Below are 21,661 nucleotides of genomic sequence, written 5' to 3'. Positions count from 1 at the left end.
ATGTGACATTAACGTGTTGCTGGCCGATCTGCCACTATTTTCGGCGTAATAAACACCATCAGTTCCGTTTTTTCTTGACTGCGGCCCGTGCTGCGGAAAAAAACACCAAACACGGGGATGTCGCCCAGCAGCGGCACCTTGCTGTCCGTACCCCGCTCCGATTGCTGATAAATACCGCCCAGCACCACGGTTCCGCCATCTTCCACCATCACTTGCGTGCGCACGTGCTTGGTGTCGATGGCGAAACCGGAGCGGGTTTCCTGGCCCACACTGTCCTTGTTGACGTCCACTTCCAGCACCACGTTGCCGTCGGGCGTGATTTGCGGCGTCACTTCCAGACGCAGGTTCGCCTTGCGAAACGTGATCGACGTGGCGCCGCTGCTGGTGGCCACCTGGTACGGCAGTTCGATGCCCTGCTCGATCAGCGCCAGCACCTTGTCGGCCGTCACCACGCGGGGGCTGGAAATGATCTTGCCCCTGCCGTCCGCTTCCAGCGCGGACAACTCCAGGTTCAGAAAGCGGTTGGCGGCCGCCGAAAACAGGCTCAGGGCGAAGCTGGCCGGCTGCAAGCCATTGATGCTGGCGGCCGGCAAGTTGACGAATTGCGTGTTCGGCACGAAGGCGCCGCTGCCCGCCACCGTTTGCCCCGTCGCCTCGCCCACGCCCTGATACGTGCCGCCGATGGCCGCGCGGCGTCCGCTGCCGCCCAGCGAAAAACCGGGCACCTGGCCCGCCGCCAGCCGCTGGTCCGTAAAACCGAGGCGCGCGCCCAGGTTGCGGCTGAAACTGTCGTTCGCCTCGACGATGCGCGCCTCGATCATGACTTGTCGGGTTGGAATATCCGTCTTGGCGATCAGCTGACGGATCTGCTCCAGGCGCGCCGGCACGTCGGTGACGAACAGCTGATTCGTGCGCGGCTCGATCAGCACGCTGCCACGGCGCGACAGCAGCCGGCTGCGCCCTTCCCCCGCGTCCAGGCCGAACACGGCGCGGAACGCTTCAGCCTTCTGGTAATTGAGCTGGAAGATGTTTGATTGCAAGGGTTCGAGTTCCGCGATCTGCGCGCGCGTTTCGAGCTCCAGTTTTTCGCGCGCGAGGATTTCCTCACGCGGCGCGATCCACAGCACGTTGCCATTGCGCCGCATGTCCAGGCCCTTGGCCTGCAGCAGCACGTCGAGCGCCTGGTCCCACGGCAAGTCGCGCAGGCGCAGGGTTACATTGCCCGCCACGCTGTCGCTGGCGATGATGTTTTGCCCGGACGCATCGGCCAGGATGTGCAAGGCCGCGCGCACGCCCACGTTCTGGAAATCGACGGAGATTTTATCGCCCGCATACAGACGCGGCGCCGTCACCTGCACCACCGCCTCCTGGGCAAGGACACCGGCATGCAGACACAGCATGGCGGCCACGAGCATGCGGAGCGGCCTCATGGCGCCGCCTCGGGCAGGCTGGCCTTCGCCCCTGTCACCTGCAAGGCCAGGCTGCCGCGCCGCTCGCGCCAGGGGCCATCTGCCTCGCGCAGCAATTCACGGTACTGCACGGCCTGTTCACTGATGCCCGTCACCACACCGTGGTCTTGTCCCAGATACTGGCCAACGGCCACCCGGTACACGCGCTGGCCCGCCAGCAGCAGCGCGTTCAGGCGCCCGTCCTGTTGCACGCTGCCGACCATGGTGATGGCAGGCAAGGCCACGCTTTCCAGCGGCTCGCGCACGCGGCGCGGGTCCGGCCCCGCCACGCCCCCACGCTGTCCGGGCGCAGGCGGCAAGGCATTAAATGGATCGGCCAGGGCCGCCGCCTCGTAGGGATGCGGCGCGACAGCGGCAAGCTGGCGCCATGCCGGCGCACTGCCCTTTGAAGGCAATGCCGCTTGCGCCGCCAGCTCCCCCGCTTCGGGCAAACGATACGCCTGCAGCACGGCATCCAGGGTCAGCAAGCGATCCTTGCCAAGGGTCAAGGCCAGCGCATGCACCGTGACGATGCGCGGCAGGCGCGCCAGGTCTGCCAGCAGCGCGCCCATGGCGTGGTAGCCGCCACGCAACTGTATCGTGATCGGCAAGGCGACATACGGCGCTTGCGGCCGCGCCGCGCCCGGCTTGAACAGTGAAAATTGCAGCCCGCGCGACCGGCCGGCGGCATTAATGTCCGTCAACAGCGCCGCCATCGCCTGCTGGTCAGGCAGTTGCTGTTCCAGCAGGGCCAACTCGGCGCCGGCCTGACGCTGCTCTGCACGCCACTGCGGCAACTGCTTTGCCCTGGCCTGCGCCGCCAGATAATCGGCGCGCAAGCGGGCTTCCTCACTGTGCGCCAATCGCACTGCAGCCATCAGTCCATCGAGCCATGTGGCATGCAGCAGGGCAGCCACCAGCATGCCGGCCAGCGCAGCGCAAGCAAGGCGCGCCGGCAGCGGCCACAGTGACGCGGTCTTCAAGCTCAGCATGATCAACCTCCACGACTAAGAGCCTATCCCAGTAGATGAATACATCTCTTGCAAGCGCCCCTCAGAAGCGGGGAGTCGTCGCGTGGCTCGCCACGCGTCCTCCTCGCGCCTTGTCCGCGCTCCTGATGTGCTGCCTGCAAAAGACGCTCCCTACTGGGATAGGCTCCAAGATTGTCCAGCGGGTGCCAAAGCCAGCCGTATCGTCCATTCCACGGCGCCATCGGCCGCGCCGCGCACTTCCATCACTTCCGGCCGGGACCAGGGCGCGGCCTGCTCCAGCGCCAATAATAGTGCCGCGACCTTTTCCTGCGAAACGGCCTGCCCTTGCAGGCGCACCATCGCCGTTTCCTGGCGCACACTGTGCAGGGCGACGCCAGACGGCATCGCCTGGGCCAGGGCCGCCAGCATGCGTACCCAGGCATTGCGCTGCGCTTGCAGACTAGCAATGGCTTGCTGGCGCAGCAGCAGGGCCGCCGTCTCGCCCTGCACGCGCTTGCCTGTGACAAGGACCGTATTGACTTGCTGCATGGCATGGCGCCAGCCCTCCTGGCGGTGCAACTGCACGTCGAGCTGGTGCTGCAGCCAGGCGCCCGCCGCCAAGGCCGTCAGCAATCCCAACAGCGCCCCGCCGGCCAATTGCCACAGCAGCCGCTGAATACGCCTGCGGCGTGCCGCCTGGCGATACGGCAAAAGATTGATGCATGGCACTTCCGCCACGGCCTTCATCGGGCGTACCGGTGCATGGCCAGGCCCCAGGCCAGTTGATAGTTCAGGCCGCCGCCGGGCAAGGCTTGCCAGCCGCCCTGCGCGAGCGCCGCCTGCAAGGCAAGCGCCTCGCTATCCATAATGACGGGCGTCAAGCCGGCCGCCTTGGCCGCATCGAGACGGCGCTGCACGCTGGCGCGCCGCGCCGCCACCAGCAGCACGTCGATCTCGCTGCCGGTCTGGCCGGCAAGCGGCGGCGCAGGGCCGAGAATGAAAAAATCCAGGTTGGCGTCTTCCAGCGCAAACGGCATGTATTGTCCCGCTTCCAGTTCCACGAGGATTTCCAGTTGTTCCTCCGGCAATCCGGCAGGCAGGCGGATCGCATGCGTGATCAGGGCCGTGGCCGGCATGGCCAGCGCCACGCGCGTGCAGCCGCTGCCACTGTCGCGGCATGCCAGGCGCACGGCGGCAGCCAGGCCCTGCAGATCTTCGATCATGCCCTCACGCATTACTCCTGCCGCCAGCGCGGCGCTGCCGCAATGCCGGCACGCCAGTGTTCCCCGCCGGCGTATCAACTCGACCACACGCACGGCGTCGTCCGCGATGTCGAGGCCCAGCAAGCCGGTGCCAAGAAGACTGCTGATGGACATGTTTTTCATAGAGAAACGTCAGCGTGGAAGGAAGTCCTGCCATCCGCAAGCCTAGTCCCGGCAGCGCTGGCTTGTAAACGGATTTCACGCTGGTGTCTGCGGCGCGCGGCGCCTATCTGGCGGGGCCGTGATCTGGCGCAGGATAATTGTTACCAAATCCTGGTTGCCAGCGGGCCAATACACGCTTATATAGAGTATCGGCAAGTTTCAACACTCCCCCGGCAAGCGCCACGGCGCGCTGCCACCCCGGCAAGCTCGCTTATAATTGGCCGGCATAATTAACCGAAAGACATACGACGCATGACATCTTCAAAATCCGCTGGCCCCGCTGGCTCGAAGCCGCCCACCAAGGGCAGCAAACCCAAACGTTTCCTGCTGATGGCCCTGGCATCGCTGCTGGGCCTGGGCATCGTCGGCGTGTTGCTGGTGGTCTTCGGCCTGGCCATGGCCTATCCGAACCTGCCGGCGCTCGATACCTTGACCGATTACAAGCCCAAGATGCCGCTGCGCGTGTTCACGTCCGACAGTGTGCTGATCGGCGAGTTCGGCGAGGAACGGCGCAACATGGTGCACATCAAGGATATTCCCGATGTCATGAAGAAAGCCGTGCTGGCCATCGAAGATGACCGCTTCTATGAGCATGGCGGCGTCGATTACCTGGGCATCACCCGTGCGGCCCTGCACAACCTGACGGGCGGCGCCAAGCAAGGCGCCTCGACCATCACGCAGCAGGTGGCGCGCAATTTCTTCCTGTCCAGCGAACAGACCTTGAAACGCAAGGCGTATGAAGTCTTGCTGGCATGGAAGATCGAGAAAAACCTCAGCAAGGACCAGATCCTCGAAGTGTATATGAACCAAATTTATCTGGGACAGCGCGCCTACGGCTTCGCCTCGGCCGCGCAAATCTATTTCGGCAAGAATATCCAGGACCTCACCGTGGCCGAAGCGGCCATGCTGGCCGGCTTGCCGAAAGCGCCGTCCGCCTACAATCCCGTCGTCAATCCGAAACGCGCGCGCATGCGCCAGCAATACATTCTGCAGCGCATGGCGCAGCTGGGCTACATCACGCCGGCGCAGTACGAAGAAGCGAAAAATGAAGAGCTGAAAGTGAAAACCGACAGCAGCGCCTTCGGCGTGCACGCGGAATACGTGTCGGAAATGGCGCGCCAGCTGGTCTACGAGCAATTCAAGGAAGACACCTATACGCGCGGCCTGAACGTCTACACCACCATCACCAAGGCCGACCAGGACGCCGCCTACATCGCCTTGCGCAAGGGCGTCATGGATTACGAAAAACGCCACGGCTACCGCGGCCCGGAAGCGTATATCGATATTCCGAAGACCAAGGCCGAAGCCGATGACGCGATCGAGACGGAACTGGCCGACCACCCGGACAGCGACGACATCATCGCCGCCATGGTGCTGCAAGCATCGCCCAAATCGTTGCAGGCTGTCACCTCGGCCGGCGAGGAAATCACCATTACCGGCCCCGGCCTGACCTTCGGTGCGGCCTGGCTGTCGGAAAAAGCGGCGCCGAACCGCCGCATCAAGCGCGGCGCCGTGATCCGCGTCATGCAGGAAAACAACGCCTGGGTCCTGACGCAGATGCCGGAAGTGCAATCGGCATTCATCTCGGCCAGCACCACGGACGGCGCCATCCGCGCTATGGTGGGCGGCTTCGATTACAACCGCAACAAGTTCAACCACGTCACGCAGGCGTGGCGCCAGCCCGGTTCCGCGTTCAAGCCCTTCATCTATTCCGCCTCGCTGGAACGGGGCCTGTCGCCGGCCACCATCATCAACGATGCGCCCATCTCGTTCGACGCGGGCCAGACGGGCGGCCAGGCGTGGGAACCGAAGAACTACGACAGCAAATACGATGGCCCGATGACCATGCGCAAGGGCTTGATGAAATCGAAGAACATGATTTCCATCCGCATCCTGCACAAGATCGGCGCCAAGTATGGCCAGGAATACGCGACGCGCTTCGGCTTTGACGCGGACAAGAACCCGCCGTACCTGACCCTGGCACTGGGCGCCGGCAACGTGACGCCCCTGCAGATGGCGGGCGCCTACGCCGTGTTCGCCAACGGCGGCTACAAGATCAACCCGTACCTGATCGCCAAGGTGACCGACAGCGACGGCAATGTCCTGTCGCAAGCCAAGCCGGACCTGGCGGGCGAGGAAGCCAACCGCGTTATCGACGAGCGCAATGCCTTCATGATGAATAGCATGCTCAACGACGTCGTACGCTTCGGCACGGCAAACAAGGCCATGGCCCTGAAGCGCCCTGACCTGGCCGGCAAGACGGGCACGACCAACGATTCCATCGATGCGTGGTTCGCCGGCTACCAGGCCAAGCTGGTGGGCATCGCCTGGATCGGCTACGACCAGCCGCGCAACCTGGGCAACCGGGAAACGGGCGGCGGCCTGGCCTTGCCGATCTGGATCAGCTACATGGCGAAAGCCCTGAAAAGCATTCCCGTCGAGGAGCGCGCCGTGCCGGAAGGCCTGATCCGCGTGGGCGATGAGTACTACTATGCGGAAAATCCGCCGGGCACGGGCGTCGGCAGCCTGGAAGGCGCGGCGCGCGGTACGCCGGAAGAAGAAAAGGCGAAAGAAGCCGTGAAGAACGAGTTGTTCTGACGGCAGCGCATGGAGTAGGTCGGGTTAGGCCGCAGGCCGTCACCCGACACCACGCCGGCGCCAAATGTTGTCGGATTACGCAAGCAAAAAGGGCAGCCCATGCAGGCTGCCCTTTTTATTGCGCGCGGCTAAAACAATTACTTCAATACCACCGGTGCGCCCGCCTGCTCGCTGGCCATGCCGGACAAGGCCGTAAACAGTTCCGAGCCGTCGCGCGTGTTGATCCACTCGTCGCCCACGCGCTTGTAATGAAAACCGCCGGAACGGGCGGCCACCCACATTTCGCGCATGGGAGCCTGGCTGTTGACGATGATTTTCGTGCCGTTGTCGATGAATTCGATTTCCAGCACATTGCCGCTGCGGCTGCATTCGACGTCGAGCACGTCTTCATCGTTCAGCCGGTCCAGTGCCGCCTCGATCTGGGTCAGGGTGGCTTCGGCCAGGGCCAGGAATTCCGATTCGCTCATGCTACACTCCAAAGATCTTAATCAAACCGTGATTCTAATCGTGAAGTCATCCTCAGCGTTTTATATCGGCATCGCCATTGTGGTTTCTAGCGTCCTGGCCGGCTGCGGCCAGCCCGGCCCCCTGTATCTGCCCAAGCCGCCAGCGGCCAAGGGCGCACCGGCCAAAGGCCCCGTCGAACCGGCCCCCGTGCCGCCGCCGCCCGTCATCGTGCCGGCGACCTAAACGGAGCGCACCGGGGCGGCGGCATGCGCCGCCCTGGCAGTTTTGACACGCTTATTCCAGGCAAAAACCACGCGGATTAACAGCAGTAGCGCGACGATAGAGCCGAACAGGATCGGTTGCGCGAAATTGTGCTTGCCCGCCTTCATCCACCAGAAGTGCAGGATGCCGAGCGGCGCGATCACATAGATCAACCGGTGCAGCCACTGCCAGCGCTTGCCGCCCAGGCGCTTGACCATGCCGTTCGTGCTCGTCACGGCCAGCGGAATCAGCAACACAAAGGCAATAAAGCCCACCGTGATGAACGGCCGCTTGAGCACATCCTTCCACATTTCCTGCAGATCGAAAAAGTGATCGAACCATAAAAACGTGGTGAAGTGCAGCGCCGCGTAGAAAAACGCAAACAGGCCCAGCATGCGCCGCAGCTTGATCAGCCAATTCCATTGGGTGAGGCGCCGCAAGGGCGTCACCGCCAGGCTGATGCACAGGAAATACAGGGTCCAGTCGCCCGTGCCGCGCGTGATGAATTCCAGCGGCTCCACCAGTTGCCCCGTGTACGTCAGCCAGACCATGCGTGCGAACGGCAGCAGCGCCAGCAAAAAGATCAGGCTTTTCAGCAGCGACAACTGCCTGGTCGAGGGATTGAGGGCCATGGTCTTTCCTTAAAAGAACTTCTTCAGATCCATGCCCGCGTACAAGGAAGCGACATCGTTGTAGCCGTTGAACATCAGGGTCTTGCGCTTGCGCGCGAGAAAACCGTCTTCGCCGATGCGCCGCTCGGACGCCTGCGACCAGCGCGGATGATCGACGTTCGGGTTCACGTTCGAATAAAAACCGTATTCGGACGGCGCCGACAGATTCCAGGACGTGCGCGGCTGTTCCTTGACGAAACGGATCTTGACGATGGATTTGGCCGATTTAAAGCCATATTTCCACGGCAAGACCATGCGCACGGGCGCGCCGTTCTGGTTCGGCAAGGTTTCGCCGTACATGCCCAGGGTCAGCAGCGCCAGCGGATGGTTCGCTTCGTCGATGCGCAAGCCTTCCGTATAGGGCCACTGCAGTACGCGGCTGCCCACGCCCGGCATCTGCTTCTTGTCGGCCAGGGTGATGAATTCCACGTACTTGGCATTGCCCGTCGGCTCGACCTTCTTGATGATTTCCGAAAAGGAATAACCGACCCACGGGATCACCATCGACCAGCCTTCCACGCAGCGCAGCCGGTAGACGCGCTCTTCCAGCGGCGCCAGCTTGAGCAACGCATCGAGGTCCAGCGTCATCGGCTTTTTCACTTCGCCTTCGATGCTGACCGTCCACGGCCGCGTGCGCAGGGTGCCCGCGTTTTGCGCAGGGTCGCTCTTGTCTGTGCCGAATTCGTAGAAATTGTTGTAGCTGGTGGCGTCTTTATAGGCCGTCTGCTTGTCCAGCGCCGAATAGGCGGGATTGAGTTTGGCTGCCAGCTTGGGATTCGTGCCTTGCGCGAAGGCTTCGCGGCTGGCCATTTCCAGCAAGGCCGCGCTGGACATCGAGCCCAGCGCCACTTGCTTGATGAAGCTGCGGCGCGATTCAAACACGGCGCGCGGCGTGATTTCGGAAGAGTACGGCAACTCAATGCCGTTGGGACTGCGCTTGATCAACATGGCGGCTCCGGAAAAAGGTGATTGGATATACCTTACACCAGTTTTTCCGGGCCGTTCATGACGCTTCTGTCATGCAAAAATGAATTACAGCTTGCCGTAAGAGTGCAGACCTGAAAGGAACATATTCACGCCCAGGAAGGCAAACGTGGTCACCAGCAAGCCCACCAGCGCCCACAACGAGGCGACGCGGCCGCGCAAGCCCGTCATCAATCGCATGTGCAGCCAGGCTGCATAGTTGAGCCAGACGATCAGCGCCCACGTTTCCTTCGGGTCCCACGACCAGTAGCCGCCCCACGCTTCGGCCGCCCACAGGGCGCCCAGGATGGTCGCTACCGTGAAGAAAGCGAAGCCGACGGAAATGGCCTTGTACATGACGTCGTCGAGCACTTCCAGCGACGGCAGGCGGTCGACCAGGTAGCCGCTCGACTTGAGCAGGTAGGCCGCCGCCACCATGGCCGACAGGGCAAACGTGCCGTAGCCGATGAAGTTGGCCGGTACGTGGATCTTCATCCACCAGCTTTGCAAGGCCGGCACCAGCGGCTGGATTTCCGCCGCGTCGCGCGTGACCGTGTACCACATCAGGAACACGACGGCCGCCGAAATGACGAGCATGACGAAGGCGCCCAGCTGGCGCGTCGCATAATGCTGCTCGTAATACAGGTAGAACATGGCCGTGATCAGGGAAAACAGGATGAACACTTCATACAGGTTCGACACGGGAATGTGGCCCACGTCGGCGCCGATCAGGTAAGACTCGTACCAGCGCACCAGCATGCCCGTCAGACCCAGCACCACGCCGGCCCAGCACAGCAGGGAGCCGACGGACGAACCGAATTCCGAACGCGCCACCAGGCCGATCCAGTAGAACAGGGTCGACAGCACGAACAGGGTGCCCATCCACAGGATGGCCGATTGGCTCGACAAGATGTATTTCAGGAAAAATTTCTGGTTCGCCATCTCCAGGTGGCCGCTATACAGTTCGATGGCGAACAGCGACAGCACGGCCGCCAGCGGGATCAGCCAGCGCACGGGCTTCCAGTACCAGCCCAGCCACGCGAACGTGGGTGCCGCGGCCAGCAGGATGGCCTTTTCATAGATATCCATGAAGGCGCCAAAGCGCATCAGGCCGAACAGTGAAGCCGCCAGCAAGCCGGCGCCGTACAGCCAATCGATCAGGCTCAGGCGCTTGAAAAATCCTGCTTCCTGCGTATATATTTGCTTGTTTGCCAATTCCATCATTTTCTCCATTCCCGGCGACGCGCAAGCGTCCCGAAACTCAGCCAATCCAACTCAGCGCAGCTTACGCCGATTGCGGCAGCTTTGCCTTCAAGTTCTCAAATTCTTTTTCAAAATCCAGCGTCTTGCGTTGCGTGCTCATGGCCATCAGGGCCTCGCTGCCGCCCTCGCCATCCTTGATCCACACCCACAGGCGGCGCTCGCGGATATAAAACATGGAAAATACGCCGATCACGAGGAACAGGCAACCGAGGTAGACCACGCTCTTGCCCGGCGAACGCGTCACCTGCAGCACGGAGGCCTTGATTTCCGTAAAGTCGTCAAGCTGCAGGTACACGGGCGCGCCATAGAAGAAGCTGTCGGACAGCGCATTCGTGGCCAGCTGCAGGAAGCGGCCGTGCTTGTCATCGGCCTCGACGGCTTTCAAGCCATCCTGGGCGCGTGCCGCCTGCCACAAGTCCCACAGGCTGCCATTGAGGATTTTCATGAAGATATCGGCCGCTTTTTCTTGCTCGGCGGCAGGAATTTTCTCCAGGAAACGAGAAATGGCGAGGAAACCGCCCTCTTGCCCGTTGCCGGCAAAAATGCCCAGGCTTTTCGCCGCCGATTCCTGCAACTGGCCGCGCAAGGCTTCCGCGTTCGCCTGCGGCATGGCGCGCGCCGCATAGCGGGCGGCGGCCTGCTGGCGCAGCGCTGGATCTTGCAGCGCGGCACGCAAACGCATCCACTCATTCACGCTGACATTGTCGTCGGCGGGAATGCGCAGATAGCTGAACGGGTCGCTGGGGTTGACGCGCATGCCGGCCAGGAACACCGTCGTGCCATCGACCGTGACGGGCTGCATATAGTTCTGGTACTCGCGCGCCTGTCCCGTCTTGTCGCGCAATTTGTATTGCACCGACGGCCCCACGTTCTTGAGATCCTTGTTGTTGGCGTTTTTCGCGGCCGATCCGAGGCGCTTATCGAGGCCGACGGCGAATTTATCATTGAAACTTTCCGCCTTGTTGACGGCGCGCACGTCCTGGCCCGCGCTGAGGTTTTCCACGTTAAACGGACGGAAACCCGACCATTCCACCGTGTAGGAATTGCCGTCGCTGCGCTCGAGCGGCGTGCTGCCGCCCACTTCGCCGCCGATATCGAAGCGTTTCGTCGTCTTGCCCGTCATGGGAAAACCGGTCAACTTGAGCTTGCTGCCGCCATCCTCAAAGCTGGACTGGTACAGGGCCAGGCCCTTGTACAGAAGCGGCTGGTTGACCTTGATGGTTGCAGGGAACGTCTCGCCCGTTGCATGGTCGGTGATGACGACATCGCTGGCGAACAGCTTGGGCATGCCCGTGCTGTAGAAATCGATGTGGAATTTCTTCAGCAGGATGGTGATGGGCAGATCCTGGATCAGCACGCCATCGGCCTGGGGAATGATGGCCGTGTTGCTCGACGAGCCTTCCGGGATCATGGTGTTGCCGCGGAAAGTAGGATTCGACAGGCTCAGACGGTGCTGGGCGGGAATGTCGGCGATCACGCCACTGCCGGAAAACGGCGTCTTGCCAAAGAACCATTGCTGTACGCGGATCGGCATTTCCGAATCGAGCAAGCCGCCCACGCAGATGATGACGATGGCGCCATGGGCAAAGATATAGCCCCATTTATTCGCCGCACCCCGCTTGGCCGCCACCAGGGTGGCGTTGTCCTTCTCGACCACCTTGGCCCCGTAGCCGGCGTCTTTCAGGCGCATCACCATCTGCTGCGCCAGCACGGCGCGCGGCAGCGGCGCCTGCCATTCCAGCTTGTGGTGGAAATTGCGCAGCGATTGCTCGCGCACGTTTTCGCGCCAGCTGCGCATGTCCTTGAGCATCTTCGGCGCATTGCGCACGATGCACAGCGAGGTCGAGGCGACCAGAAAACCCATGATGACGAGGAACCACCAGGCCGAATACACGGAATACAGGCTCAGCTTGTCGAAGACGGCAAACCAGAACGGCCCGAACTGGTTGACATAATTGGGCATGGGCTCGTTTTGCTTGAGCACGGTGCCGATGATGGAGGCGACGGCGATCAAGGTCAGCAAGCTGATGGCAAAGCGCATCGACGAGACCAGCTCGACGAATTCAGCCAGGCTGCGGCGTTGGGTCTTTAACTCGATTCCGGTCGTGCCAGTGCTCATACGTGGATACTCATACGGGATATGCAATCTTCAAGGAAATGTAGGCATGGAGCAGAGTGTTTCTCCGCGCAAGGCGGCAGCATACTCCTGTTTGGCCCCTGCCATGAAAAAGGGCAGCCTGTGGAAACGGCCGCCCTTGTTCACGCGCGCTGCTGCGCCTGGCAATCTCTTGCCACTATGAAAACTTACTTCAGGCCGGCGATATAGTCGGCCACGGCGGCGATTTCGTCATCCGACATGCGGGCGGCGATGGTGTGCATTTGCGCGCTGTTCTTGCGGGCATCGGCCTTGGTGCTGCGGAACATCGTCAGCTGGGCCACCGTGTAATCCTGGTGCTGGCCGGCGATGCGCGGATACTGGACGGGAATGCCATTGCCCGTCGCACCATGACAGCTGGCGCAGGCGGCAACTTGCTTGGAGGCAATGCCACCACGGTAGATTTTCTTGCCCAAATCAATCGTATCCTTGTTTTTCGCGGCACCCGGCTTGGACAGCTGCGCGCCCAGGTAGGCGGCGATATTCTTCTTGTCGGCGTCGCTGAGCATCTTCGCGTACGTCGTCATGACGGGCTGGTTGCGTTCCGGCGTGGTGAAGTCGACCAGTTGCTTGTAGATATAGCTTTCGTGCTGGCCGGCCAGCTTCGGATTGACCGTGATGGTCGAATTGCCGGCCGCGCCATGGCAGGAGACGCAGGCAGGCAAGCCGCGCGCCGCATCGCCATCGGCGTACAGGGTAGCGCCCTTGGCAGCGTCGGCCTTGACGGCCGGTTTTGGTGCTTCGACCGCGGAGGCAGTTGCCGATACAGCCAGCAAAGCGAGCAGCATGGATTTGAACAACGGTGAAAACGCACGATTCATTCAGGCACCCTGAGACAGTGAGAAATTAGTGGTGGACATTGCCGCGCCCTGTGGATTTTTGCTTTATTTTCAGGGCCGCAAGCCGCATCGCTGCTACGCCGGCAACAATAAACAACCCCTTATTGTACAATAGCTTCTTGGCGTTATCGCTCCCTTATCGCTCCCTTTTGTTGCTTTACTACTCCCATGTCAAAACTCTGGCAAGCCCGCTTCTTTACGACCGTCAACCAATTGCGTGACCTGCCCGATACCACGGTGCCGGAAATCGCCTTTGCCGGCCGCTCCAATGCCGGTAAATCGACCGCCATCAACATCTTGTGTAATCAGAAAGGCTTGGCGTTCGCCTCCAAGACACCTGGCCGTACCCAGCACATCAACTACTTCTCCATCGGCGGCGCCCACGTGGCGCAGCACCGCAAGGATGCCACCATCGTCGAAGAGATCGAATGCCTGCTGGTCGACTTGCCGGGCTACGGCTACGCGGAAGTATCGGGCTCGGCGAAATTGCACTGGCAGCGCCTGCTGGGCGACTACGTGCAGCGCCGCGAACAATTGGCCGGTTTGATCCTGATCATGGATTCGCGCCGCCCGTTCACCGACCTGGACATCCAGATGCTGGAATGGTTCGCCCCGACGGGTAAACCGATTCACTGCATCCTGACGAAAGTCGATAAGCTGAACCGCAATGAATCCGTGAATGCCTTGCGCCAGGCGAAAGCCAAGCTCGACAGCTATGTGGACGAAGACGGCGTCGGCTTCCCGTTCACCGTGCAACTGTTCTCGGCCCTGAAAAGAGTCGGCATCGACGAAGCCAACGACAAGATCATGGAACTGGCCGGCATCAGCGAAGATGGCGCGGCCCAGATGGTCGACCTGATCGACATGGAAGACGACGTCGAGCCGGAATCCGACAAGCCGGCTTGATCGACATCAACGCTGCGTAAAAAAAGGCTGCCCGTTCACACGGTGCAGCCTTTTTTCTTGCGCGGGCGCCGCGCGCCTAGCGCCGTCCCGGTCCTGGCCGCTTCTCGGAAAAGAATTCCTGGCGCAGGAAGGCAGTCAACTCGGCCGTGTCTTCCACGCGGGCGCTGAGGTTGACGTTACGCCCCAGGCGCCGCGATTCCCAGACGAAATCGCCGGGCTTTTCGGCACGGATCAGCTGGATCATCTTCTTGATGATGGCCGTTTCGATATCGGGCTCATTGCCCAATTCCACTTTTTCCTGCTTCAGCCAGTTGCGCTTGAAGTTGCCGTTCCAGCCCTTGAACTTGACTTCGGCACTGAACGAGGTCTGGTTGACGATGGAAAACACGCCGCCCGAATCCTCGCGGTCGCTGCCGGAATTGCGTCCCTGCGCGCCGGCGATATTCGCCTTGGCAACACGCATGGCACGGTCGTTTTCGCTTTCTTCGGCCGGCGGCGCGGGGTTCTGCGCCTCGCGCTGCTTGCGGCGCTGCTCGATCATCGAACTCATGTCTTCAGCGGGCGGCGGCGGCAACGGCACTTTCGACACCAGCGGCGGCGTGTAGGTTTCCAGTTTCGGTTTATCGCGCGGCACGTCTTTTGTGACCACGCGCTTGCTCGGGGCCGGCGGCGGTTTCACCTTGGCCACTTTCGTGTCCTTCGGCTTGGGTGTGGGCTTGGGCTGCGGCTTCGGTTGCGGCTTGTCCTTCAGCGGCGCGATGTAGACCATCGCGCTTTCCTTCTTCGGCGGCGGAATCTTTTCGATGGTGTCGCTGCGCAACAGAACATAGGCCGCCAGCAGCACGTGCAGCAAGACCGACACGCCGAGCGCAACCTTGCGCGTGGTGCTGGTCTTGGACCCGTAGGCCGGAGGTGGCTGGATCACTTGCCCGCAGGTGGGGCAAACATCGGAATCGGCAGCCAACAAATGGGTCGTGTCATGCAAAATGAATCGTGCTTTCTGTGTAGCGAAGAAATAACATTACAGGGCAGCCATAGTGCCAGAGTCCCTTGCTTTTGGGAACACTTCCTCGGCCTTTCCAACCCGAAGCGTACAGGATAGCGACATTCCTTGCAGCGCTGACCAGAGTACCCGAGCCATCCCTTGACGGTTGTTACCGTATGTATCACTGCCCATACAAAACCGGCGCCCCATTCACGCAGAAATGGGGCGCCGGTCACGGGTCATCAGTCACGCATGCGCTCAAGCCTTGTTGTCGAGCGCCACCAGTTGCTCGTCCGTCATCGGCCCCGTGCCGCTGTACTTGTCCAGGAATAAATAGATGACGGGGGTGATGAACAGGGTAATCACTTGTGAAAACAACAAGCCACCGACCACGGCCAGCCCAAGCGGCTGGCGCAGCTCGGCGCCGGCGCCCAGGCCCAGAGCGATCGGCAAGGCGCCCATCAGGGCCGCCGCCGTCGTCATCATGATGGGACGAAAACGCAGGATGCAGGCCTGGCGGATGGCCTCTGCCGGCGCCAGCCCTTCGTTGCGCTGCGCATGCAGGGCGAAGTCGATCATCATGATGGCGTTTTTCTTGACGATACCGATCAGCATCAAAATGCCGATGATGGCGATCATGGTCAGGTCCATGCCGAACAGGCGCAAGGTCAACAGCGCGCCCACGGCCGCCGACGGCAAGCCGGCCAGGATGGTGAGCGGGTGGATATAGCTTTCATACAGCACGCCGAGCAGCACATAGATCACGCCCAGCGCGGCAATGATGAGGATGATCTGACTCGATTGCGAGCTCTGGAACACGGCCGCGTCGCCGCCGTAGCGCGTGATGATGGAGGCCGGCAAGCTCATGTCCTTGGCCATTGCGTCGATCTTGCCCGTGGCGATCCCCAGCGGCACGTCCGGCGCCAGGTTGAAGGCGATGGTGACGGCTTGCAGCTGCCCCTGGTGGTTGACGGAGGTGGGGCCGATCGTGCGTTCCACGTAGGCAATGCTCGACAATTTCACCAGTTCGCCCGACTTGCTGCGCACGGACACGCGCGTGAGCGCATCGTCATACTGGCGGTCCGCCGTGGCCGCTTCCAGGATCACGTAATAGCTGGCCGCCGACGAATAGATGGTCGACACTTGCCGCTCGCCAAAGGCGCTGTACAGTGCCGTGCGGATATCGGACATCTGCACGCCCAGCAGGTTGGCCTTGTCGCGGTCGATCCGGAGCGATGCCTGCAAGCCCTTGATCTGCGAATCGCTGGTGACGTCGCGGAAGGCGGGATCGGTGCGCATGCCTGCAATGAACTTTTCCGCCCAGTCATTCAGGGCGTCGGGACTGACGCTTTGCAAGGTGTACTGGTAGCGGCTCTTGCTCTGGCGCCCGCCCAGCTGCAAGTTTTGCACGGGCCGGAAATACACGGCCATGCCGGGCACGGTGCCCGCCGCGCGGCGCAGGTTTTCCAGCACCACGGGCATTTTCGGGCGCTCGCTGCGCGGTTTCAAGACCATGAACATGCGGCCCGTGTTGCCGCCGCCGACGAACGACGTCACGTCCTGCACGCTTGGGTCCGCCTTGAGCACGGCCGCCACGCGGGCTTGCAAGTCCTGCAATGCCGCGGACGAAATATCTTCCGACGCTTCCGTATTCACCTGGATCTGGCCCAGGTCTTCTTCGGGGAAGAAACCTTTGGGAATGGTCGCGTACAGCAGCACCGTCAGCGCAAAGGTGCACACGGCAACGAACAGCACCACATTGCGGTGCGCCAGAGCCTTGTCGAGCAGATGCACATAGCCGTTGCGCAATTTCGTGAAACCGGCTTCGAAATGGCGGCCGATAAAGGTTTTCTCGCCATGACTGGGGTCGCTGTCATTGTGCTCGCGCGAGTCGGCCGGCAGGAAGCGGCTGGCCAGCATCGGCACCAGGGTCAGCGACACGACGGCGGACACCAGCACGGCCAGCGAGACGACGACGGCGAACTCGTGGAACAGCAAGCCGATCACGCCCGGCATGAAGAAAATGGGGATGAACACGGCCACCAGCGAGACGGAAATCGAGATGATGGTAAAGCCCATCTCTTTCGCCCCTTCCAGGGCCGCGCGTATCGGTTTCTTGCCCATCTCGATATGGCGCACGATGTTTTCCAGCACCACGATGGCATCGTCGACGACGAGACCCACGGCCAGGGTAATGCCCAGCAGGGACACGTTGTCGAGGCTGTAGCCGAGCCAGTACAGCAGGGCCAGCGCACCGAGCAGCGAGATCGGCATGGTGACGGCCGGAATGAAGGTCGCGGCCGCGCGGTGCAGGAACAAAAAGATCACCAGCACCACCAGCACCACCGTCAGCGCCAGGGTCAGATTGACGTCGTGGATGGCTTCGCGGATCGACAGCGAACGGTCGTTGACCAGGCTGATTTGTATCGACTGCGGCAATTGCTCCTTGAAGCCCGGCAGCAAACGGCGCACGCCGTCGACCACTTGCACGGTGTTGGCGTCCGGCTGGCGCTGCACCATCAGGCTGATCGAGCGCTCGCCGTTGAAACTGCCGACGGACTTGATCGATTGAAAGCTGTCTTCCACCTCGGCCACGTCTTTCAGGCGCACGGGCTGGCCGTTGCGGCTGGCGATGATCAGTTCGGCAAAATCAGCCGCCTTCATCATTTGTGGATTACCCTGGATAGTCAGGGTCTGGCTCGGACCGTCAAGGATGCCCAGCGGGGAATTCGTGTTCGAGGTGCGCAAAGCAACAGCCAGCTCGTCCATCGTCAGGTTGCGCGCATTCATCAGGTCGGCACGGGCGCGCACGCGCACGGCGAAGCGTTTCTGGCCATTGACGATGACCTGGGCGACGCCAGGCAGGGTCGACAGGCTGGGCGCGATCAGGTTTTCCGCATAATCATTGAGATCCGACAAGTTCAGCGAGGGCGACGTCATCTGGATGAACAGCACCGGCGCATCGGCCGGATTGACCTTGCGGTAAGACGGCAAATCCGTCATTTCCGTCGGCAACTGTCGCTGTGCGCGCAGCAGGGCCGCCTGCACGTCGACGGCCGCCTCGTTGACATTGATGCTGGCGTCAAATTCCAGGGTCAGCGAGGTATTGCCCAGCGTGCTCGTGGACGTGATCAGACTGAGGCCGGAAATGGTGGAAAACTGTTTTTCCAGCGGCAAAGCCACCGACGAGGCCATGGTTTCCGGGCTGGCGCCGGCCAGGTCGGCGCTGACGTTGATGACGGGCGTGTTGTAGCTCGGCAAGGCCGCCACGGGAATTTGCAGATAGGCCAGCACGCCGGCCAGGATGATGGAGAGGGACAGCAACACCACCATGACGGGGCGGCGGATGCTCAGTTCGGACAGGTTCATGCTGGCTTGCCCTGCGCTGCGGCGGCGCCGTCGGCAGCCTTGTGTTTTTCCGCCAGGCGCACCTTGCTACCCGGGCGCAAGTTCTGCTTGCCGTCGACGATGACTTTTTCATCGCCCGCCAGGCCGGTGACGACGGCGCTCGGTCCGAATGCATACACGCGGGTAATCTTGCGCATCTTGGCCGTGTTGTCCGCCTCCATCGAGTACACGAAGGTGCCGGCGGTACTCGTGATGATGGCGTTTTGCGGGATCACCAGCGCATCCTTGAGCGTGCGCACGGTCAGCTGCGTATTCACGTACTGGCCAGGCCACAGGTCGGTGCCGCCATTGTTGAAGCGCGCCTTGACCTTGATGACGCCCGTAGCGGGGTCGACGGCATTGTCGATAAAGTTCAGTTTGCCATCGAGCTGCTTGCCGCCCGCGTCCGACAACAGGGCCGTGACGGGTACCTCACCCGCCTTTTGCGCCGCCAGCAAGCCCGACAGGCTGCTTTCCGGCAAGGTGAAGACCACGTCGATCGGGTCGAGCTGGGTGATGCTGGTGAGCGACGTGGCCGGCTGCACCAGGCTGCCCGCGTAGACATTGATGGCGCCCACCCGGCCCGCCTGCGGCGCGCGCAGGACGGTGTAGCTGGAGTCGACCTGGGCGGCGCGCAAGGCGGCCTGGTCGGCGGCCAGCAAGGCGCGTGCCGCGTCGAGCTGGCTTTGCAGCGTGTCCACGGCGCCCTGGGCGATGAAATTCTTGCTCAACAAATCCTGGTTGCGCTTGAGCTGGCGTTCGAGATCGGCTACCGAGGCGCGGTCGCGCAAGACCTGCGCCTGCGCCTTGTCGACGTTCGCATGCTCGCTGCGCGCATCCAGCGTAAACATCAGCTCGCCCTGCTTGACGAACTGGCCTTCGCGGATGTGCACCTTGGTAATCGTGCTGGTCGTCTGCGGATGCAAGTCGACGCTGCTGATCGGCGTCACGCTGCCATTGGCTTGCAGCAGCATCGGCACATCCTGGCGCACCGGCGCGACCACGCTCACCGTCGTCGGCGCCTGTCCTCCCTTGCCCCCTTTGCCATCCTGCCCGGCGGCCGTTTTGCCCGGCTGATGATTGAAATACCAGATGCCGCCACCGATACACAGGGCCGCACCCACGAGGATTGCCAGACTAGTCTTTTTCATTGTTCTGTCATGCTGTCGCAGCGCGGGGCTGCAGGTTGAATGTAGGTGCCAGGGAGCCTAAAGCACAATATTGTCGCACGGAAATGCTCACTTTCCTGCGTAATACTCTGGCACGATGAGGGTGACTTCCAGTCCACCGTCGACGTGATTGGCCAGCAAAACCGTGGCGCCGTGCTGCTCGGCGATATTGCGCGCGATGGTCAGGCCCAGGCCCGTACCGCCCGATTCGCGCGAACGCGAGGTCTCGATGCGATAAAACGGTTCGAACACCTTGGCCAGCTGATCTGGCGCAATCCCCGGCCCGCCATCGCGGATGCGGATGCGCGCCGCGCCGGCGATGCGCTCGACGGTCACCTGCGCGTACTGGCCATATTTGACGGCATTGTCGATCAGGTTCACCAGGCAGCGCCGCATGGCGATCGGGCGCGCCATCAAGGCCATGCCGGCCTGCCCGGCCAGGGTCACATTCTGGCCCGCATCGGCCGCGTCGGAGCAAACGCTATCCAACAGCGAATCGAGATCGAGCGCCTGCATCGCTTCCGTGCTATCCATCGAACGGGCCAGGTCCAGCCCTTCCTTGACCATGCTCTGCATGGCCGACAGGTCGCCCACCAGGCGGTCATACAATTCCGTATCGGCCACTTTTTCCAGGCGCAGGCGCAAGCGCGTCAGCGGCGTCTGCAAGTCGTGCGTGATGGCAGCGAGCATCTGTGTACGCTGGGAAATATGCTGACGGATACGCGCCTGCATGGCATTGAAGGCTGCGCTGGCCTGGCGGATCTCGCTGGCGCCCGACAGGGTCAGCGGCGGATGGTTGATGTCGTTACCGAGGTCTTTCGCCGCCTGCGCCAGTTGCTTGAGCGGGCGCATGGTCATGCGCGTGACCAGGTAGGCGAGGATGGCGATGCTGATGAGGAAAGGCAGCAGGGTCATCCAGTCGTTATGTTCATTGAACGGCGGCTGCTGGCGCGGCGGCAAGACCATCAGGCGCAACACGTGGCCATCCTGCATGCGCACGTCGAGGTTTTCGCAGGTACCGCCCCATGGCTTGGCGGAAAACATGCCCGGCGACTGGCGCGGCTTGACACAGGCTTCCGGGCGTTCGGCCAGCGCGCTGACCTTGAAGCCTTCGCCCAATTTGGCTTGCAGGGCGGAGGAAAATTCCGTCGGCTTGCCCGGCACATGCTCGACGTCGGGACGCAATTCCAGGCGTACGCTGCCCTTGTTGGCCACCTTCAGGTACGCGGCGCGCGAGGCCAGCGGCACCACGTCGGCCGCCATCACCAGCTGCTCGGCCCGCTCGACGGCGTGGTAGTCGCGGTATTGCTCGATGGCGCGCTGGCGTTCGCCCACGGCCAGCCACTGCGTCAGCGCGGCCGAAGCGACGATGCCGATCAGCAAAAACATGAAGACACGGCCCGTCATCGATCCCAGAAAGGCCTTCACGCGTGCGGCTCCACATTGACCTGGCCGGCCAGCACGTAGCCGCCGTTGCGCACGGTCTTGATGATTTGCGGCAAGCGGGCATCTTCACCGAGCTTTTGCCGCAGGCGGCTGATCTGGATATCGATCGAGCGGTCGAACGGGTCTGCGTCGCGGCCCTGCGTCAGGTTCAGCAGCTGGTCGCGGTTGAGCACGCGGTTCGGGTGCTCGAGGAACACGCGCAGCAAGCGAAATTCCGCGCCCGACAGCATGATCACCAGGCCGCTGGGATTGAGCAGGTGGCGCGCCGTCAAGTCGAGGGTCCAGCCGGAAAAGCGGATTTGCTGCGCCTTGTCCGACGGGACGTTCGACGGCATGGCATGGCTGCGGCGCAAGACACTGCGTATGCGCGCCAGCAATTCGCGCGGCTCGAACGGTTTCGGCAAGTAATCGTCGGCGCCCATCTCCAGGCCCAGGATACGGTCCAGCGGCTCATTGCGCGCCGTCAACATGATCACCGGCACCGTCGATTGCGCGCGCAGCTTGCGGCACAGGGTCAGGCCGTCGTCGCCGGGCAGGTTCAAGTCGAGCACGATCAAATCGGGCCGCGTTTCATCGAGGATTTTCCACATGGCCGTGCCATCCGCCGCGCCCAGGGTGCGGTAGGCGTTCGTTTCCAGGTAGTCCGCCAGCAAGCTGCGGATATCGCGGTCGTCGTCGACGATGAGAATTGTAGAAGTGGGTTCCATGGTACGAATTATCCCCACTTC

The 21,661-nt window shown here is 62.1% G+C and carries 17 protein-coding genes and 1 pseudogene; 3 read left to right on the top strand and 15 right to left on the bottom strand.

From position 1 onward, the window contains the following. Positions 1–8: 8 nt before the first annotated feature. The 4 genes and pseudogenes from AC3RCG_RS03455 to pilM all read right to left on the bottom strand — a co-directional run. A pseudogene (locus AC3RCG_RS03455) lies at positions 9–1,334 on the bottom strand (type IV pilus secretin PilQ); the annotation flags it as partial. A gap of 92 nt (positions 1,335–1,426) precedes the next feature. Beyond that, positions 1,427–2,440, bottom strand: coding sequence for a pilus assembly protein PilP (locus tag AC3RCG_RS03450; protein ID WP_492405532.1), 1,014 nt, complete (start codon positions 2,438–2,440; stop codon positions 1,427–1,429). A gap of 150 nt (positions 2,441–2,590) precedes the next feature. Then, entirely contained in the window at positions 2,591–3,157 is a 567-nt protein-coding gene (locus AC3RCG_RS03445; protein ID WP_162995527.1) for a PilN domain-containing protein, read from the bottom strand. A gap of 5 nt (positions 3,158–3,162) precedes the next feature. Then, positions 3,163–3,795: a pilus assembly protein PilM gene (pilM, locus tag AC3RCG_RS03440; protein ID WP_162995526.1), complete on the bottom strand. Its 633-nt coding sequence runs from the start codon at positions 3,793–3,795 to the stop codon at positions 3,163–3,165. A 300-nt stretch (positions 3,796–4,095) separates the two neighbouring features. Between pilM and AC3RCG_RS03435 the strand changes: the two genes are divergently transcribed. Then, positions 4,096–6,441, top strand: coding sequence for a penicillin-binding protein 1A (locus AC3RCG_RS03435; protein WP_492405535.1), 2,346 nt, complete (start codon positions 4,096–4,098; stop codon positions 6,439–6,441). A gap of 137 nt (positions 6,442–6,578) precedes the next feature. Here the strand turns inward: AC3RCG_RS03435 and cyaY are convergent, their stop codons facing one another. After that, positions 6,579–6,908, bottom strand: coding sequence for an iron donor protein CyaY (gene cyaY / locus AC3RCG_RS03430; RefSeq protein WP_070312499.1), 330 nt, complete (start codon positions 6,906–6,908; stop codon positions 6,579–6,581). Between the two features lie 40 nt (positions 6,909–6,948). Here cyaY and lptM point away from each other — a divergent pair, with 40 nt between their 5' ends. Next, positions 6,949–7,131 carry an LPS translocon maturation chaperone LptM gene (lptM, locus tag AC3RCG_RS03425; protein WP_070221692.1) on the top strand — a complete coding sequence of 61 codons (183 nt, stop codon included), beginning with the start codon at positions 6,949–6,951 and terminating at the stop codon, positions 7,129–7,131. Here lptM and msrQ read toward each other — a convergent pair. The 5 genes from msrQ to AC3RCG_RS03400 all read right to left on the bottom strand — a co-directional run bounded on the left by msrQ (position 7,128) and on the right by AC3RCG_RS03400 (position 13,022). Then, positions 7,128–7,781 carry a protein-methionine-sulfoxide reductase heme-binding subunit MsrQ gene (gene msrQ, locus AC3RCG_RS03420; protein WP_070312498.1) on the bottom strand — a complete coding sequence of 218 codons (654 nt, stop codon included), beginning with the start codon at positions 7,779–7,781 and terminating at the stop codon, positions 7,128–7,130. The genes lptM and msrQ overlap by 4 nt on opposite strands. 9 nt (positions 7,782–7,790) lie before the next feature. Then, the gene (msrP, locus tag AC3RCG_RS03415; RefSeq protein WP_070221694.1) at positions 7,791–8,768 is read right to left on the bottom strand and encodes a protein-methionine-sulfoxide reductase catalytic subunit MsrP; all 978 of its coding nucleotides are present in this window, start codon (positions 8,766–8,768) and stop codon (positions 7,791–7,793) included. A gap of 84 nt (positions 8,769–8,852) precedes the next feature. After that, positions 8,853–10,004 (bottom strand): c-type cytochrome biogenesis protein CcsB, encoded by a 1,152-nt coding sequence (ccsB, locus tag AC3RCG_RS03410; protein ID WP_492405571.1) that lies wholly within the window; start codon positions 10,002–10,004, stop codon positions 8,853–8,855. 64 nt (positions 10,005–10,068) lie between these two features. After that, entirely contained in the window at positions 10,069–12,165 is a 2,097-nt protein-coding gene (locus AC3RCG_RS03405) for a cytochrome c biogenesis protein ResB (protein WP_492405540.1), read from the bottom strand. Positions 12,166–12,350: 185 nt separating this feature from the next. After that, the gene (locus tag AC3RCG_RS03400; RefSeq protein WP_070221697.1) at positions 12,351–13,022 is read right to left on the bottom strand and encodes a c-type cytochrome; all 672 of its coding nucleotides are present in this window, start codon (positions 13,020–13,022) and stop codon (positions 12,351–12,353) included. 186 nt (positions 13,023–13,208) lie between these two features. On the opposite strand from AC3RCG_RS03400, the gene yihA reads away from it, so the two are divergent. After that, positions 13,209–13,946, top strand: coding sequence for a ribosome biogenesis GTP-binding protein YihA/YsxC (yihA, locus tag AC3RCG_RS03395; RefSeq protein ID WP_070221698.1), 738 nt, complete (start codon positions 13,209–13,211; stop codon positions 13,944–13,946). Positions 13,947–14,022: 76 nt separating this feature from the next. Here the strand turns inward: yihA and AC3RCG_RS03390 are convergent, their stop codons facing one another. From AC3RCG_RS03390 to AC3RCG_RS03370, 5 genes are all read right to left on the bottom strand, one after another. Next, on the bottom strand, positions 14,023–14,871 hold the full coding sequence (locus AC3RCG_RS03390; RefSeq protein WP_086139055.1) for a hypothetical protein: 849 nt from the start codon (positions 14,869–14,871) through the stop codon (positions 14,023–14,025). A gap of 318 nt (positions 14,872–15,189) precedes the next feature. Then, positions 15,190–18,300, bottom strand: coding sequence for an efflux RND transporter permease subunit (locus AC3RCG_RS03385; RefSeq protein WP_070292331.1), 3,111 nt, complete (start codon positions 18,298–18,300; stop codon positions 15,190–15,192). Next, a complete protein-coding gene (locus AC3RCG_RS03380) occupies positions 18,297–19,469 on the bottom strand; it encodes an efflux RND transporter periplasmic adaptor subunit (protein WP_070221701.1) in 1,173 nt (390 codons plus the stop codon). Before AC3RCG_RS03380 ends, AC3RCG_RS03385 begins: the two co-directional genes overlap by 4 nt. An 87-nt stretch (positions 19,470–19,556) precedes the next feature. Beyond that, a complete protein-coding gene (locus AC3RCG_RS03375; RefSeq protein ID WP_070292329.1) occupies positions 19,557–20,915 on the bottom strand; it encodes an ATP-binding protein in 1,359 nt (452 codons plus the stop codon). Beyond that, complete coding sequence (locus AC3RCG_RS03370; RefSeq protein ID WP_034753223.1) at positions 20,912–21,640, bottom strand: response regulator; 729 nt, start codon at positions 21,638–21,640, stop codon at positions 20,912–20,914. Before AC3RCG_RS03370 ends, AC3RCG_RS03375 begins: the two co-directional genes overlap by 4 nt. Between the last annotated feature and the right edge of the window lie 21 nt (positions 21,641–21,661).

Source organism: Janthinobacterium sp. GW823-FHT01H08 (assembly GCF_058797855.1).
Note: the sequence above shows the minus strand (reverse complement) of the source record. Positions and strands in the feature narration are given on the sequence as shown.

Bases quoted from the DNA above. Each gene is read 5' to 3' on its own strand.
- yihA (WP_070221698.1), top strand. From the start codon at position 13,209: ATGTCAAAACTCTGGCAAGCCCGCTTCTTTACGACCGTCAACCAATTG.
- AC3RCG_RS03400 (WP_070221697.1), bottom strand. From the start codon at position 13,022: ATGAATCGTGCGTTTTCACCGTTGTTCAAATCCATGCTGCTCGCTTTG.
- cyaY (WP_070312499.1), bottom strand. From the start codon at position 6,908: ATGAGCGAATCGGAATTCCTGGCCCTGGCCGAAGCCACCCTGACCCAG.
- AC3RCG_RS03435 (WP_492405535.1), top strand. From the start codon at position 4,096: ATGACATCTTCAAAATCCGCTGGCCCCGCTGGCTCGAAGCCGCCCACC.
- AC3RCG_RS03380 (WP_070221701.1), bottom strand. From the start codon at position 19,469: ATGAAAAAGACTAGTCTGGCAATCCTCGTGGGTGCGGCCCTGTGTATC.
- AC3RCG_RS03450 (WP_492405532.1), bottom strand. From the start codon at position 2,440: ATGCTGAGCTTGAAGACCGCGTCACTGTGGCCGCTGCCGGCGCGCCTT.
- pilM (WP_162995526.1), bottom strand. From the start codon at position 3,795: ATGTCCATCAGCAGTCTTCTTGGCACCGGCTTGCTGGGCCTCGACATC.
- msrP (WP_070221694.1), bottom strand. From the start codon at position 8,768: ATGTTGATCAAGCGCAGTCCCAACGGCATTGAGTTGCCGTACTCTTCC.
- AC3RCG_RS03385 (WP_070292331.1), bottom strand. From the start codon at position 18,300: ATGAACCTGTCCGAACTGAGCATCCGCCGCCCCGTCATGGTGGTGTTG.
- msrQ (WP_070312498.1), bottom strand. From the start codon at position 7,781: ATGGCCCTCAATCCCTCGACCAGGCAGTTGTCGCTGCTGAAAAGCCTG.
- ccsB (WP_492405571.1), bottom strand. From the start codon at position 10,004: ATGGAATTGGCAAACAAGCAAATATATACGCAGGAAGCAGGATTTTTC.
- AC3RCG_RS03405 (WP_492405540.1), bottom strand. From the start codon at position 12,165: ATGAGCACTGGCACGACCGGAATCGAGTTAAAGACCCAACGCCGCAGC.
- AC3RCG_RS03370 (WP_034753223.1), bottom strand. From the start codon at position 21,640: ATGGAACCCACTTCTACAATTCTCATCGTCGACGACGACCGCGATATC.